This is a genomic window from Pseudomonas sp. H3(2019) (assembly GCF_007713465.1).
Lineage (GTDB): Bacteria > Pseudomonadota > Gammaproteobacteria > Pseudomonadales > Pseudomonadaceae > Aquipseudomonas.
Map to the genome: position 1 here is coordinate 93,949 of NZ_VMSG01000020.1, position 14,383 is coordinate 108,331.

General features: G+C 60.6%; 12 protein-coding genes and 2 pseudogenes. 6 read left to right on the forward strand and 8 right to left on the reverse strand.

Annotated features, from left to right (window positions below; translation table 11 throughout):
- The first annotated feature begins 16 nt into the window (after positions 1–16).
- Both FPT12_RS19835 and FPT12_RS19840 read left to right on the forward strand, forming a co-directional pair.
- Complete coding sequence (locus tag FPT12_RS19835) at positions 17–1,255, forward strand: MgtC/SapB family protein (protein WP_145018896.1); 1,239 nt, start codon at positions 17–19, stop codon at positions 1,253–1,255.
- A gap of 138 nt (positions 1,256–1,393) precedes the next feature.
- Positions 1,394–2,314 (forward strand): universal stress protein, encoded by a 921-nt coding sequence (locus FPT12_RS19840; RefSeq protein WP_145018899.1) that lies wholly within the window; start codon positions 1,394–1,396, stop codon positions 2,312–2,314.
- 53 nt (positions 2,315–2,367) lie between these two features.
- Here the strand turns inward: FPT12_RS19840 and FPT12_RS19845 are convergent, their stop codons facing one another.
- Complete coding sequence (locus FPT12_RS19845; protein WP_145018902.1) at positions 2,368–2,931, reverse strand: GNAT family N-acetyltransferase; 564 nt, start codon at positions 2,929–2,931, stop codon at positions 2,368–2,370.
- 225 nt (positions 2,932–3,156) lie between these two features.
- Here FPT12_RS19845 and FPT12_RS19850 point away from each other — a divergent pair, with 225 nt between their 5' ends.
- Positions 3,157–4,077, forward strand: coding sequence for a universal stress protein (locus tag FPT12_RS19850; RefSeq protein WP_145018905.1), 921 nt, complete (start codon positions 3,157–3,159; stop codon positions 4,075–4,077).
- Here FPT12_RS19850 and FPT12_RS28220 read toward each other — a convergent pair.
- The 4 genes and pseudogenes from FPT12_RS28220 to ftsH form a co-directional block, all read right to left on the reverse strand.
- Positions 4,067–4,201, reverse strand: a pseudogene (locus FPT12_RS28220) (alcohol dehydrogenase); the annotation flags it as partial. The gene FPT12_RS19850 and the pseudogene FPT12_RS28220 overlap by 11 nt on opposite strands.
- Before the next feature lie 28 nt (positions 4,202–4,229).
- Positions 4,230–4,982: a fumarate/nitrate reduction transcriptional regulator Fnr gene (fnr, locus tag FPT12_RS19860; RefSeq protein WP_145018908.1), complete on the reverse strand. Its 753-nt coding sequence runs from the start codon at positions 4,980–4,982 to the stop codon at positions 4,230–4,232.
- Positions 4,983–5,121: 139 nt separating this feature from the next.
- Positions 5,122–5,547 (reverse strand): potassium channel family protein, encoded by a 426-nt coding sequence (locus FPT12_RS19865; RefSeq protein WP_145018911.1) that lies wholly within the window; start codon positions 5,545–5,547, stop codon positions 5,122–5,124.
- Positions 5,544–7,367, reverse strand: a complete 1,824-nt coding sequence (ftsH, locus tag FPT12_RS19870; protein WP_145018914.1) for an ATP-dependent zinc metalloprotease FtsH — start codon at positions 7,365–7,367, stop codon at positions 5,544–5,546. Before ftsH ends, FPT12_RS19865 begins: the two co-directional genes overlap by 4 nt.
- A gap of 265 nt (positions 7,368–7,632) precedes the next feature.
- On the opposite strand from ftsH, the gene FPT12_RS19875 reads away from it, so the two are divergent.
- The 3 genes and pseudogenes from FPT12_RS19875 to FPT12_RS19885 all read left to right on the forward strand — a co-directional run bounded on the left by FPT12_RS19875 (position 7,633) and on the right by FPT12_RS19885 (position 9,890).
- Positions 7,633–8,544, forward strand: a complete 912-nt coding sequence (locus FPT12_RS19875; RefSeq protein WP_145018994.1) for a universal stress protein — start codon at positions 7,633–7,635, stop codon at positions 8,542–8,544.
- 187 nt (positions 8,545–8,731) lie between these two features.
- Positions 8,732–8,959, forward strand: a pseudogene (locus tag FPT12_RS19880) (TCP-1/cpn60 chaperonin family protein); the annotation flags it as partial.
- A gap of 40 nt (positions 8,960–8,999) precedes the next feature.
- On the forward strand, positions 9,000–9,890 hold the full coding sequence (locus tag FPT12_RS19885) for a universal stress protein (protein WP_145018917.1): 891 nt from the start codon (positions 9,000–9,002) through the stop codon (positions 9,888–9,890).
- Between the two features lie 24 nt (positions 9,891–9,914).
- Here FPT12_RS19885 and FPT12_RS19890 read toward each other — a convergent pair whose 3' ends face one another.
- The 3 genes from FPT12_RS19890 to FPT12_RS19900 are packed head-to-tail and all read right to left on the reverse strand — an operon-like array spanning position 9,915 to position 14,340.
- Positions 9,915–12,302 carry a serine hydrolase gene (locus FPT12_RS19890; protein ID WP_256676825.1) on the reverse strand — a complete coding sequence of 796 codons (2,388 nt, stop codon included), beginning with the start codon at positions 12,300–12,302 and terminating at the stop codon, positions 9,915–9,917.
- Complete coding sequence (locus FPT12_RS19895) at positions 12,254–13,525, reverse strand: putative glycoside hydrolase (protein WP_145018920.1); 1,272 nt, start codon at positions 13,523–13,525, stop codon at positions 12,254–12,256. The genes FPT12_RS19890 and FPT12_RS19895 overlap by 49 nt, the downstream gene beginning before the upstream one ends.
- Positions 13,522–14,340, reverse strand: a complete 819-nt coding sequence (locus FPT12_RS19900; RefSeq protein ID WP_145018923.1) for a polysaccharide deacetylase family protein — start codon at positions 14,338–14,340, stop codon at positions 13,522–13,524. The genes FPT12_RS19895 and FPT12_RS19900 overlap by 4 nt, the downstream gene beginning before the upstream one ends.
- Between the last annotated feature and the right edge of the window lie 43 nt (positions 14,341–14,383).

The following is a 14,383-nucleotide window of genomic DNA, read 5'->3' on the forward strand; positions in this document are numbered from 1 at the left end:
ACCGGGTGCGTATCCAATGAGTGAAACCTTCGACCTGACCAATGCAGCCGCTGCGCTGGGCATCGGCATGCTGGTCGGTCTTGAGCGCGAGCGCCACAAGGGCGGGGGCGACAGCCGTGCCTGTGCCGGGTTGCGGACATTCGCGATCACTGCGTTGCTGGGCTATGTCGCCATGCAGGTGGGCGATGGTCTGCTGCTGGGGATCATGGCGATCTGTGTGGCGCTGCTGCTCACTGTGGCTTATTGGCGGAACCTTGAAAAGGATCCTGGCATTACCAGTGAAGTGGCCTTGCTCACGGTGTTGGTGCTGGGAGGGCTGTGTGGTACCGCACCGGAGCTGGCCACTGCCATTGGGGTGGTGATGGCAGGGCTGCTGACCTATCGCCAGAAGCTGCATCATTTCGCACGCAGTCAGTTGACCAATGCGGAAATGCGCGATGGTTTGGTGCTGTTGGTCGCTGCACTGGTGGTGCTGCCGCTGGCGCCGGATCGCTATATCGGGCCCTATGCTGCAATCAATTTGCGCACCATTTGTACCTTGACCGTACTGTTGATGACGATAGGGGCGGTGGGGCATATCGCGGTTCGCACCGTGGGCACCCGCTACGGTTATCCGATCAGTGCAATCGCTTCGGGGTTCGTTTCCGGTACGGTGACCATTGCGGCCATGGGGCATATCAGTGCCAGGGAGCCGGCGCACATAAAAGTCCTGAGCGCAGCTGCGATGCTGTCCAATCTGGCGACCGTGATTCAGGTAGGCCTGATCCTGGGAACGGTCGATCCCGGCCTGTTGCGCAGCATGTGGGGGCCGTTGTTATCCGGACTCTTCGTCACGGGGTTGTATGGCGTTTGCTTGATGTTTCCCAGATCGACGGGGGACGGCAACGAGCCGATCAAGGTCGGTGGTGCGTTCAATCTCAGGCTGGCCTTGATCGTGGTACTGGCCATGACCGGCATTACCTTCCTGTCTTCTGCGATGCTGAGTCACTTTGGCCAGGTGGGTATGATGCTGACGGCGGCCTTCACCGGTTTTGCCGATGCTCACTCTTCAACGGCGTCCATTGCCTCCCTGGCCAAGGCCGGTCAGCTACCCTTCGATGCCATTGCCGGCCCTGTGCTGATCGCGGTGAGCAGCAATTCTCTGAGCAAGTGCGTGGTGGCGTGGGTCAGCGGCGGTCGGCCGTTCGCCACTTATGTCATCCCAGGTCAGGTATTGATGACGGCGGCGATGTGGGCGGGCACCTTGCTGCACTGAAGCGTTCGATGCGGCTTGTATCAATCGAGCTCCTGCAAACAGTGCATAGAGCTGATAAAGATCAAGTCGCCTGCACCCGGAACGTTCAATCTAACGTCTTACCGACTGCATTGAAATGGCCGAGCGCCGAGGTGTCTTATGTCTCAGACTCAACGTTTATTGCTGATTGCTCCGCCCGCGATGACCCGTACTCCGGCGTTCGAACGCGCTACGGCCCTGGCTCTGGCGGCACAATTACCCTTGCATATCGTGGCGTTCGATTACATCGAAGCCTTGGCGATGGCCGGTCTGTTCGCCCCCGAACGAATCCGGCAAGCCCGTGATGGCTACCTGGAAAACCACCGACAATGGCTTGAGCAGCAAGCCGCAATGGCTAAGAAGCATGGGGTTGAGGTCACCAGTGAGGTGGTCTGGGTCCAGCACCCCTATGAAGAGATCCTTCACTTCGTCAACGAGATGCCTCTGGCCCTGATCATCAAGGACGCTCAGGAGGAGTCCGCGTTGAAGCGGATCTTCTTTACTCCGCTGGACTGGCAGTTGCTGCGCGATTGCCCGGTGCCGGTGCATCTGGTCACCAACGCCAGCCACCCACGGCCGCACAAGATTCTGGCAATTATCGATGTGTTGCGCAGTGAAGACCAGGACCTGGTGTTCAACGATCAGATTGTCGAGGCGGCAGTGAAGCTGGCCGAACAGTGCGACGCCGAGCTTGATTTGGTGCATGTGTATGACTGGGCAGCGGTGTACGCCACGGACATGGGCGTTGGTGCATTGCCCCTTGCCACCGGCATCTACGAAGCATTGGGGGATGCTCAACATGAGGCATTTGCGGCCCTGGCCGAACGCCACGGCGTGCCGGCTGATCGTCGCCACTTCATTGAAGGCGCGCCCCTGCAGAGCATCTGCGAGTTTGCGACGGATCATCAGATCGATGTCATCGTCATGGGGACGGTACACCATAAAGGTTTGAACAAACTCTTGGGCAGCACCGCCGAACATCTCTTGCATCGGGCGCCGTGCAGCGTGCTGGCGATCAAGCCGGGCGAGCGGCTGCAGTAGTGTTGAATTGCCCCTTGGCGTGCCAGTGTCTGGTGCGCCAAGGGGCGTTTTTTTTACAGCATGAGGCGGTGAATGACCTGGCGGGCATCGTCAGGATCGTTATGGACTTCAAATCCCAGGGCTTTTGCCAAATCACGCATGGGGGCATTGCTTGAGGCATCAATGGAATACATCTGATGAAAACCGTTCTTGCGGGCGGTCTTGATCAAGTGCTCCATCAACAGCGTACCCAGCCCCAGGTGCTGCCATTCATCGGCGACGGTTATCGCGCATTCGCATTCATGTTCGGCGGTGGCGGCATAGCGACTGACGCCGATTTCGATCAATTTACCGTCTTCGTGGACCAGCGCGATGTAAGCCATGCGCTGCTTGCAGTCGGTGTCCATCAACTGGTCGAGCATGGCTTTACCGGGTTCGCTGATCTGCGCCAGAAAGCGCATATGGCGGGATTCCGGGGACAGGCGCTTGATGAAGGCGTATTCGCGCTCGCGGTCCTTTTCCGTCAATGGCCGGATCAGTACATGCCGACCGTCCCTGAGCGCTTCGATCCAGTATTGCCCGGAGACCGCGGCATAGGCGGCGGCAGCCCGTTCGTTGTGGTCCTTGACAGTGAGCATGGTGCAATCCTCCATCTGATGGAAAAAAGGTCCGCGTGTAGTAGAAGGTCACGCGGTTCATACCTTTATTACGCCAACGGCGGCATTCGAATCTGATCTGGATCAGACACTCGGCACAGGCGTCCTCAAAGGCCCGGATTTGATGTAAATCAACCGCGTTGGGGGCAATGAGCGCAGTCTTGGAACATGCCGGCGGGATCGACCGGCGCCGAGCCGAGGTGTGTGATGGGTCAATATCAACGTTTACTGCTGATCGCCGACCGAACCCTGCATCAATCTCCAGCCTTGCTGCGCGCGGTCGCCCTGGCCAAGGCGAGTGGGGCGGTTTTGCACGTGTGTGCCTTTGTCGAGCCGGTGCCGATCGTTCATTTGTGGGATGAAAAAGTCGATGAGGCGGCGTTTCAGAGTTACCTGCGTCGCTATCGCCGCTGGATGTCGGAGGAAATCCAGCGACTGAGCGGTGAGGGGCTGAAAGTCTCGGTGGAAGTGGTCTTCACCACCCATCCGCTGCTGGATATCCTGAAGCATGTCGAGGAGTTCAAGCCTGACCTGCTGATCAAGGACGCCACGCTGGAGCCGGTGCTCAAACGGGTATTCATCACGCCACTTGATTGTCACCTGCTGCGCGAATGCCCGGTGCCGGTGCACCTGGTCAACCAGGCCCGTTACAGTTTGCCGCATCGGATCGTGGCGGCGGTCGACCCCTTCGACCCGCAAACCCAGATCAGTGGCCTCAACGACACCATCATTCAAACGGCGAACGCCCTGGCCCTGCAGTGCGATGCGCCGCTGCATTTGCTGTACGCCTATGACCTGTCGCCAGCGTTCAATGGCGATGTAGCGATGGTCAGCGACGGATGGGGCCTGGATTACATGGAGGAACTGCGTGAATCCCTGCACCTGGCCTTTGTGACCCTGGCCGACCGCTATGGTGTGCCGCCCGAACGTCGGCACTTCATCATGGACCAGCCGGTTCGGGCATTGACTGAGTTTGTCGAAGAGTACCTGGCCGACGTGGTGGTGATGGGCACCGTGCACCGGGTCGGGCTGGATCGGTTGATTGGCAGCACCACCGAACGGGCGCTTTACTCGGTGCCTGGCAGCATTCTGGCGGTCAGGTCACCCGGTTGGGCGGTCAGGGAGTGAGCACGATGGCGCCTTTGACCTGACCGCTCCTCAGGTGGGCGAGCGCTTGATTGGCGTCGTCCAGTGCAAAGCAGGTGACATCGCTGTGCACAGGCGTGTGCCGGATCTCTTGAAAAAACGCCGATTCTCCAGAAGCAAAGGCCTCTACGCTGTCAAAGTGGCGCGTCCCGGTGACAGCCGGTGACCAGTTGCTTGAGCCCGTCGATGTCGAGGATTGTGACGTTACGCCCGGAAATCTCGACCAGTGCCTGATCCCGCAGGTGGGCAATGCCTCGGCAGATGGTTTCCAGGCGTAGTCCCAGGTAGGAGCCGATCTCCTCGCGACGCATCTTCAATACAAACTCCCTGGACGAGTAGCCGCGCATGTTAAACCGCTGCGACAGGTTCAGCAGAAAGGCCGCCAGGCGCTCGTCCGAGTTCATGTTGCCCATCAACATCAGCATGCCCTGATCCCGGACGATTTCACGGCTCAGGAGTTTGTTCAGGTTGTGCTGCAGCGACGGCAGCTCATGGGCGAGCTTCTCCAATTGGGCGAAATGGATGGGACACACTTCGCTGTCTTCAAGGGCGAAAGCATTGCACGCGTGCTGGTCCGCACTGATGGCATCGAGGCCAAGCATCTCGCCGGGTATTTGAAAGCCGGTGACCTGCTCGCGACCGTCAATAGTCAGCACATTGGTCTTGAAAGACCCTATGCGTACCGCGTAAAGCGAGCGCAACGGGTCACCTGTGCGGTACAGCGCGGCGCCTTTTTTCACCTTCACGCGTTGGACGATCAGGGTGTCCAGTTGCTCGACTTCCTGACCGGTCAGGCCAATCGGCAGGCACAACTCCAGCACGCTGCAGTTGGAGCAGGCAGTCTTGAGGTAATGGGCCTGACGGGGTTGGACTTCAAACGGTGACATGACGCGCCCCTCTGTGAATGTATCAAGCATAGGCGTGGAAAGCCTGATCTGGTCCTTAATGCAGAAACCGGAGGCGGGTGTACGACGAACGGAGATGAGGCCATAGATCCCGTGGAGGCGGTCCGTATCCGCGAGGCCGCTATTTGCTCTTCCAGTATTTCTGCATTTCGAGAAACAGAAACGATGCAGTCCAGGAGATCAGTACCAGGCCGGTCAGTCCCTGCAGCCCGGTCAGGTACTTGAGCTTGCCCAAGGGCGATATGTCGCCGAAACCGATGGTGGTAAAGGTGGTGAAGGAAAAGTACACACAGTCCATGAGCGAGCCGTCAAAATTGCCGCTCAGGCTTCCCCATTCGCTGGAGCGTGTCATCAGGTAATAGACCAGCGCGAAGCACCAGACTTCCAGCGCATGGGCCAGCATCGCGCCAAATACCCCGACGACAATTCTGAATCGACTCCACGCCCTGAGCGTGGGTAGCCAGTCGTTCAGGCGTAACAGGCATTCGTAGTGGATCACCACCGCCACGATGACCACCAGCGTATTGATCAGCGTGACCTCAATCATGGCGATCCATCGGGGGCGGCCTTGAGCGGTAGCAGCGGCGCAAACTCCTCTGGCGTCAGCGTTTCCTTTTCCAGCAGCAGGTGGGCGCCGGCGTCCAGGTCGGCCCGGCGACTGTCGAGCAGCGTTTTGGCACGGCCATAGGCTTCTTCGAGCAAGGCGCGGATGCCCAGGTCGATTTCCCGCGCGGTTTGTTCCGAATAGTCCTTCTGGCCAAATCCGGGCATGTTCTCGCCCAGATAAGTCGGACTTTGCCGTTCCAGTACCGACTGACCGAGTTCGGCACTCATGCCGAAACGGGTGATCAACTGTCGGGCGATGTCGGTCGCCCGGGTCAGGTCGTCGGCGGCGCCGGTGGAAATCTGGCCATAGACGATGTACTCGGCCGCCCGGCCGGCCATCAGTACGGCGATTCGGTCCTTGAGCATCTGACAACTGATCAGGAAGTGATCCTCGGTCGGCCGCTGCAGGGTATAACCCAGCGAGCCGATGGAGCGGGGAATGATCGAGACTTTGTGTACCGGGTCCATCCCCGGCAAGCTGCCAGCGGCCAGGGCATGGCCCATTTCGTGATAGGCCACCACCAGGCGCTCGTCCGGCCGTAACAGGCTGCTCTTGCGTTCCACCCCCGCGACGATGCGTTCGACCGCCGCCGTGAAATCGTCGAGGTTGACGGTCTCGCCTCCCCGGCGGGTGGCCACGATGGCAGCTTCGTTGATCAGGTTCGCCAGGTCCGCACCGGTGAAGCCCGTGGTGATTTCGGCGATACGTTCGGAGTCGATGTCGGGCGCCACGGTGATTTTTTTCAGATGGACCTTGAGGATGGCCTGTCGGCCTTTTCGATCGGGGCGGTCGATCACCAGTTGACGGTCGAAGCGACCGGCCCGCAGCAGCGCCGGATCGAGGACCTCCGGCCGGTTGGTTGCCGCCAGCAGGACCACACCTTCGCGCGGGTCGAAACCGTCCAGTTCGGCCAGCAACTGGTTAAGGGTCTGCTCTTTTTCGTCGTTGCCGCCAAATGCACCGACACCGCGCATTTTGCCCAGGGCATCGAGTTCGTCGATGAAAATAATGCACGGTGCCGCCTGCCGCGCCTGCTCAAACAAGTCGCGCACTCGAGCGGCGCCGACCCCGACGAACATTTCGACGAATTCGGAACCGGAAATCGAGAAAAACGGCACGCCGGCTTCACCGGCAATCGCCTTGGCCACCAGGGTCTTGCCGGTGCCCGGCGGGCCGACCAGCAGAGTACCCTTGGGAATATGCGCCCCCAGGCGTGCGTATTTGGCCTTGTCCTTCAGGAACGAGACGATTTCCACCAGCTCGGCCTTGGCTTCATCGATGCCCGCGACATCGGCAAAGGTCACCCCGGTATCACGTTCGACAAAGACCTTGGCCCGCGACTTGCCGACGTTCATCAGTCCGCCAAGGCCCTGTTTTTCGGCCATGCCGCGGAACAGGAAATGCCAGAGCACCATGATCATGGCAAAGGGCAGCAACCATCCCAGCAGCGCGTTCAGCAGTGTGTTTTCGCTGATGCCGGAAAAGCCGACACCCGATTGAGCCAACTCAGTCGCCAGCGTGGGATCGACCCGCACGGTGGTGAACAGGTCGTGGCCGTCGATGGGCTCTTGCAGCTTGCCGCTGATCTGGTCCTTCTCGACCCGCAACTCGCTGACCTTGTGCTCGCCCAACAGTTGCAGGAACTGACTGTAGGGGATGCTCTGCACCGAGTGGCGGTCAACAAAAAACAGCTGAGCGAACGCAAGTACCAGAAAGGTGATCGCGAAGTAGGAAAGGTTCCACTGGTGATTCTTCTTCATGGCCTGGGCTCAGGGATAAGGGGGACGATGCGTGGCGGTTCAATCCTTGATCCCCATGGGCATTTGAATAGGATTTTAGACGCCATTAGCTCAAGCGCCGGGTTTTACGCCGCCTTCCTGGCCGACAACCCCGGGACATTTTGTCTTGAGCGCACGACGACAATTTTTTGTGATTTTTATCAACTTCAGCCAGCACCTGCCCGCTCACTATTGACTTCAATCAGTGATGTTGTTTGTCGAGCCGTTTATGCCGACGAGGTGTGTGATGTTTGAAATTCGTCGTTTACTGCTGATCGCTCCGAGCGAAATGTCCCGTACCCCCGCGTTTGATCGGGCGGAGTCCCTGGCAAGAGCGACAGGCGCGATGCTGCACATCGTGGCATTTGATTATGTCGAAGCGCTGGCGGTCGCTGGCCTGTTTGACCACCAGGCGATGGCGCAGGCGCGCGAGGGATATTTGCAGGTGCACTGTCACTGGCTTGAGCAGCAGGCCCGGTTCGGGCAGTGCAAAGGCCTGCACGTGACCACTGAAGTGGTCTGGGCCAAACCGAGTATCGAGGAGATGCTTGAGTACGTGAATGACTTCGGGGCAGACATCGTGATCAAGGATGTCCAGCGCGTATCGGCATTCAAACGGGTTTTCTACAAGCCCCTGGACTGGCTGTTACTGCGCGACTGTCCGGCCCCCTTGCACCTGGTCACCGATGCCAGAAACCCGTTGCCCTTGAGAATACTGGCGGCTATCGACCTTTCCCATCTTGAAGAGCTGACGCAGGGGCTTAATGACCAGATACTCGACATTGCGTCGACGCTGGCTGTGTCCTGTGGCGCGAAGTTGCACCTGCTCAATGTCAGTGGCTGGATTGTGTCGGGCGACTCTGGGGTGAACCTGCAAAACCTGACCATGCGAGACAGCTTGAGAGACGCGGTCAGCGACGCCCAGATTGAAGCCTTTGATACGCTCGCTGAACGCTATGAGATTCCAGAGGCGAAACGGCATCTGTTGGCCGGGGTCCCGCATAAGATGATCGAGCGTTTCGCGGCGAGTAATGCATTCGACATGATTGTGATGGGAACCGTGCACTATCGGGGAATCAACGTCTTTCTCGGCAGTACCGCCGAGAACACCCTGAACCGGGCGCCTTGCAGTTTGATGATCGTCAAGCCGCGGTCTTGATGGCGTATAGCGGTGGCGGAGTACCGTGACAGCGTTTAGTCCCGTCCTGATAAAACGTGCGACATGCAGGCACCTGTAAAGGTCCCGCGACGTCGTGACTTTGTTGATAAAAATCAACGTCGCGCGAGCCATTTCAAGGAAGCTGCATGTACCTGCCTGTTGCAGAATGACTCGGGAGAGCAACCTGATGGCTCACAGTAAAATTCTGTTCCGTGCCGCTGCTCGCGAGAAAATCCTCTGCGGTGCCACACAGCTGACGGACGCGGTTCGGATGACCCTTGGGCCGAAATCGAAATCGGTGTTGATTCAGAACAAATAGGCTAACCCGACGGTCTGCAACGACGGCGTGACGATTGCCAAGCGGATCGACCTGCAAGACCCCGAGGACGCAATGGCTGACCTCCGGCAAGGGGCAGCGGCAGGCGTCGATGCCCCACCTGTCTGGAGTCCAGATCATGAGCCAATATAAAAAGTTATTGCTGATCATCAACCCGGTCCTGCGCCACTCCCCGGCGATACATCATGCCGCTGCCCTGGCCAAGGCCAGCGGGGCGAGCTTGCATATTGCCGCGTTAGTACAATCGCTGGACATTCTTGCACTGCTTGAAGAAGGCATTCGGGAAAAGGCTCGGCAGAGTTACCTCAAGGACCATAGCGATTGGCTCAAGGATCAGGAAGAAAAAATGCGCGGCAGAGGGATCGAGGTGACAGCCGAGGTGGCATGGGCCGATGACATGCAGCAGGCAATCCTTGATCACGTCAGCGAAATGCAGCCCGATCTGCTGATCAAGCAAGTGCAGCATGAGTCAGCGCTCAAGCGCGCATTTTTCACCCCACTGGACTGGTACTTGCTGCGCCACTGTCCGATACCGGTGTATCTGGTGGGCGCGAGCGGTCACGCCTTGCCGCGCATGGTGGTGGCAGCGGTTGACGCTTCGGATACCGAGTCTTCGAACAGTGAACTGAATGACCGGATCATCCAGCAGGCCAACAGCCTTGCGCTGCAGTGCAATGCCGAGCTGCATTTGCTGTATGCCTGTGACATTTCGGCGGCCTATCTCGGGGATATGGGCGGCGGCGGGCTGACGCTGGCAGACCTTACCCGGGAACTGCGCAGAGACCTGGAAAAGTCATTTCTGCGGGTGGCCGGTCGGTTCGGTGTGCCCTCTGACCGTCGACATTTCATGACGGGGAGCCCCGTCTCGGTGTTGAGTGAGTTTGCCAACGAGCAACAGGTGGATGTGATCGTGATGGGCAGAGTCCAGTCCCACGGGCTGGAAAAACTACTCGGCAGTACGACTGAACATATCCTGTATCAGGTGCCTTGTAGCGTTCTGGCGGTTTAGGGTCTGTGGCGCGTCGCGTCGAGGTCAGTAGCGCAAGTTCTCCTGCCGTAGTCGCGCGAAGCGCTCAAGCGCTGCGGCATCGAGCGCTTGCGCGGCGTCAGGCGCTACGCCGTCGCGAATGGCTTGCCACACGGTTTGCGAGCCGATTGAGCCGCGGGTCGCCGCAAGATCGAACGCGCCGGGATAGAGCGCATGCAGTGTGGCGAGCAGCGTCAATCCCAGGCGTGCGACGGGACGTTGCTCAGGCACTGGGTTGGGAGTGATGCTCACGCCATGACAGAGCTGACCGTGCCAGTTCGATTCGGTGGGCACGAAGTCGATCGGCTCGAAATGTGCGCCGACGTCGAGCGCATTCAGCACATGTGCGAGCTGAGTCGCGTTGATCCACGGTGCGCCGATCCACTCGAACGGATGCGCTGTGCCGCGCCCCACACTCAGATTCGCGCCTTCGAGCAATCCGACATCCGGGTAGAGGTCCAGTTGGGACAGCGTGCGCAGGTTTGGTGAGAGCGGCACCCAACCGAGCCCGGTGTCGGCGAAGGTCATCTCACGCCGGTAGCCCTGCATCGGCACAACGCGCAAATCTGCGCCAATGTGCTTGTTGCGGTTGAACAGACTCGCCAGTTCACCGACCGTCATGCCCGGCTGCAGTGGTGCCGGGAAATAACCGGTGAACGATTCGTGACGGCTGTCCAGCACCGGTCCGCCGAATCGCTGCGCACCGAGCGGATCGGGCCGGTCCAGCACGAACAGCGGAATGCGCCGCGCTGCAGCGGCTTCAAGTGCGTAGCCGAGCGTCGTCTCGTAGGTGAAGAAGCGCACGCCGGCATCCTGAATGTCGAAGACCAGCGCATCCAGTCCAGCGAGCGAACCGGCCGGAAAGCGCCGCGCCGCGCCGTAGAGGCTGTGTACGGTGAGGCCCGTCGCGGTGTCGAGGGTGTCGCCGACCCGCTCATCCATATCGATATTCAGCCCGTGCTCTGGCGAGAACAGCGCTGTCAGCCTGACGCCGGGCGCGTGCGCGAGTACGTCGACGGTGCGCCGGCCTTCGGCATCGAAGCCGCTGCGATTGGTGATCAAGCCCACGCGCTTGCCGGCGAGCGGCGCAAACCGCTGCGCCTCGAGCACGTCGATGCCGGTTTGTACCAGCCCCGTCGAGGTCGGCAGGCGATCGGCGGCACTCAGCGCCGGTAACGTCGATGGCAGCCATTGGCCGATTTGCCCGACGCTCGCAGCCGGAGCCCGGCTTGCCAGCAGCGCGAGCAACTGCGCACGAAGCGGGCGAGCGTCACCGCGGTCGTCCGGGTACACGCGGTTGGTCAGGATAACGATGAATTGGCGCGTCAGCGGATCGATCCACAGGCCCGTGCCGGTGTATCCGGTGTGGCCGATCAGGCCAATCGGCGGCAGACGGTCATGGTTCGACGCGAACGGTGCGGCCAGGTCCCAGCCGAGTCCGCGCCACGGTGGAGTCGCGAGCGGCGAGGCGGCACTCATGAGCGCGGCGATGCTCGCTGGCCGCAGAATCTGCAGGCCGCCCGCGCGCCCTTCGTTGAGCATCATCTGCGCGAAGCGGGCGAGGTCATCCGCGGTGGAAAACAACCCGGCGTTGCCGGAGACGCCGCCCATCCATTCAGCCGTCGGATCGTGTACGCGGCCGCGGCGGATGCCGGCCTTGTTGGCGAGTGTCGGCGCACTGCGGGCCACTCGCCCGGCGTCCGGTATAAAGACCGTGTCGCGCATACCGAGCGGCCCGAAGATGTAAGCCTGGCAATACGCGTCGAGCGGGCGGTGGGTGATGCGCTCGACCAGTTCGCCCAGTACCACGAAATTCAGGTCACTGTAGATGACGCGCTCACCTGGCACGCTACGCAGACGCTGCGCCGCGATGGCGCTCAACACGCCTTCGCGGTCCAAGTGCAGTGGCCGCGCAGGCAGGTCTGGCAGCAGCCCGGAGGTGTGGGCCAGCAGATGACGAACGGTCACTGCGTCTTTGCCGAAGGCTGCAAAGGCCGGCCAATACTGTGCAACGCGTGCGTCCAGGTCGATGCGGCCGGCTTCGGCCAGTTGCATGATCGCCGTGGTGGTTGCAATGACTTTGGTCAGCGACGCGAGATCGAACTCGGTGCTCAGCGTCATCGGTTCGGGGTCGGGCGTTGTCGCGCGTTGCCCAAAGGCCTGGCGATAGAACACGTGCGTGGCGTCCCCGATCAGGACGACGGCCCCCGGAATGCGTCCGGCGGTGATCTGCCCCTCGACGATCTGCGTGGCTTGCAGGCGCGCCGCGGCATCGAAATCGGCGGCACCCGCGAACTGCGCCGCCACCATTGCAAGCAGCATCGCCCAGCGTTTCAGCACACCGATCAACGGTGCGGCATATCGGCGGCGTTGTAGTGATTGTGTGGATTCCATAACATCCATCCATCGGTGCCGGCTGCATTGGCGGCGTTGATCTGTGCACTGATCGCCGCCGCATCAAACAGGCGATGATCGAACGCATAGTCGCGAAAGGCCTGCAGCCACGGACGAAAACGCACACCCGACAGATGGGTGCGCTTCAGTGCCTCTGTCAGGGAGCGTCTGACGATTTGACCGGGATCGCTGACCGGGTTGGTCAAACCCGGCAGCCCCCAGGTAAAACCGGACGGGTAGAGCATCGGCGAAATATAGTCGAGCGGCTCGCCGAGCAATTCGATCTGCTGGCCGATCGCGGTATCGTCGAGATTCCAGCAGACATAGCCGAAGATGTCTGCGGAGACGAATACATTGTAGGGCGCCAGCCGTGTGCGCGCGGCCTGCAGGAAGCCGACGATCGCCTCGGTCCGGTTGTGCCGGGTGTTCTTGAGGGCAAAGTGCAGCCCGCTCTTGTCGGGAAAGCGCACATAGTCGAACTGAACCTCGTCGAAGCCCATCCGCGCCGCTTCCTCGGCAACATCCAGATTGTGCTGCCATACGTCCTGCGAAAACGGATCCATCCATTGCAGGCTCTCGCCATCGCGCCACGGCAGGCCTTCTGCGGTGTGCACGCTCCATTCCGGGTGCGCGTCGGCGAGTGGATCGTCCTTGAACACCACGATGCGCGCGATCAGGTACAGGTGTTGCGCATGCAGACTGGCGAGCAGCGCCGGAAAGTCCTGAGCCTGCGGTGCGCGCTTGGTCACGCGGGCTGCCGCGCCGATCGCCTCGCGCGCCGCGCTGCGATACGGCGTCATGCCGCGATCACCCTTGACGTCGATCACCAATGCATTGATCTCGGTGCTTTCGGCAAGGCTGACGGCGTTGCTGCGCAGCGCCTTGCTGGTCACGCCGAACACCGACAGGTAGAGCGCTTTCGGGCGAAACGGGGTCAACTCGAGCGTCACGGGTGTATCGCCGGACACCTTGGCTTCGGTGCGCAGGTACCCCGGAGCGCGGGCCGCAACGCTCTCCACCGCCTGAGCGATTTCGAACTGGCCGTGTTCGTCGGTCCGCGTCACACCCGCCGATGTGGTGATGATCGCGTCGGCGAGCGGATTCTGCGTACTTGAGTCGAGCACGACACCGGTGACGGCCAGGGCGCCTCGTTCGGTCAGCAGGACCGTGACGGCGAGTAGCGTCGGAATCGCATAGCGCCTCATTGCGCGATTGAAGGTCATCGTACGCTCTCCGTAGCGGGTATCGCCGGGGTGTTCGGTTCGCCAAGCAGGTGCGCGAATGCGCTGGCGCCGTAGGCATCGGTCATCAGAAAGCGCGGCAGCGCGAGCAGTCGGGCGTGCCGGTCCGCCTTGCGCGCGTCCAGGGTGAAGGCGACGACGTAACCCTCATCGGAGGCGAGTGCGATCAACTCGTCGTCATAGATCCCGAACGGCCACGCGAGCATGTCGATATGGGTACCGGTTTGCGTCTCGAGGCGTTGACGGGATTTGTCGAGTTGCATACGGACGAATTGCTGGAAATCTTCCGGTGTACGGTGTCTGCGCTCGACCTTGAAATTGGGATGCCAGTAAGTATGCCCCTGGATGTCAAAGAGCCCGGTCTGTTTCAGGCTGCGCAATTGTTCCCAGGTCATTGCATAGGAGGCGTTCGAGATCGCCGATGGGTAGATGAACAGCGTGACCGGAAAACGCTCGCGCAGCACGATGGGCAGCAGTTTTTCGAATACCGAGCGATGCCCGTCGTCGACGGTGATCGCCACCGGCTTCTGCGGTAACGTCGCATTGGGATCGCGCAACCAGTCGACCACCTCACGCAACGGCACGATGTGGTAGCCATGCTCGTGCAGGACGCGTAACTGGGTTTCGAAGGTGCTCATGCGCACGGTCATCGAGTCGTCCAGTGTCTGCGAAAAACGGTGGTAAACGAGGATCGTGACGCGCGGTTCGGTGTTTTGCCCGGTGTTGTCCGCGCCCAAGGCTTGACCCCAGATGCACACCAGCACAGCGCACACCAGAAGCCGGATCGAACCGTTCATATAAGCAACCCGCCGTACGGGCGCTCAGAGGGACCCGGTCCGA

Coding starts and splice junctions, on each gene's coding strand:
- fnr (WP_145018908.1), bottom strand. CDS start 4,982: ATGTCACCGTTTGAAGTCCAACCCCGTCAGGCCCATTACCTCAAGACT.
- FPT12_RS19850 (WP_145018905.1), top strand. CDS start 3,157: ATGGGTCAATATCAACGTTTACTGCTGATCGCCGACCGAACCCTGCAT.
- FPT12_RS19835 (WP_145018896.1), top strand. CDS start 17: ATGAGTGAAACCTTCGACCTGACCAATGCAGCCGCTGCGCTGGGCATC.
- FPT12_RS19885 (WP_145018917.1), top strand. CDS start 9,000: ATGAGCCAATATAAAAAGTTATTGCTGATCATCAACCCGGTCCTGCGC.
- FPT12_RS19900 (WP_145018923.1), bottom strand. CDS start 14,340: ATGAACGGTTCGATCCGGCTTCTGGTGTGCGCTGTGCTGGTGTGCATC.
- FPT12_RS19890 (WP_256676825.1), bottom strand. CDS start 12,302: ATGGAATCCACACAATCACTACAACGCCGCCGATATGCCGCACCGTTG.
- FPT12_RS19875 (WP_145018994.1), top strand. CDS start 7,633: ATGTTTGAAATTCGTCGTTTACTGCTGATCGCTCCGAGCGAAATGTCC.
- FPT12_RS19895 (WP_145018920.1), bottom strand. CDS start 13,525: ATGACCTTCAATCGCGCAATGAGGCGCTATGCGATTCCGACGCTACTC.
- FPT12_RS19840 (WP_145018899.1), top strand. CDS start 1,394: ATGTCTCAGACTCAACGTTTATTGCTGATTGCTCCGCCCGCGATGACC.
- ftsH (WP_145018914.1), bottom strand. CDS start 7,367: ATGAAGAAGAATCACCAGTGGAACCTTTCCTACTTCGCGATCACCTTT.
- FPT12_RS19845 (WP_145018902.1), bottom strand. CDS start 2,931: ATGCTCACTGTCAAGGACCACAACGAACGGGCTGCCGCCGCCTATGCC.
- FPT12_RS19865 (WP_145018911.1), bottom strand. CDS start 5,547: ATGATTGAGGTCACGCTGATCAATACGCTGGTGGTCATCGTGGCGGTG.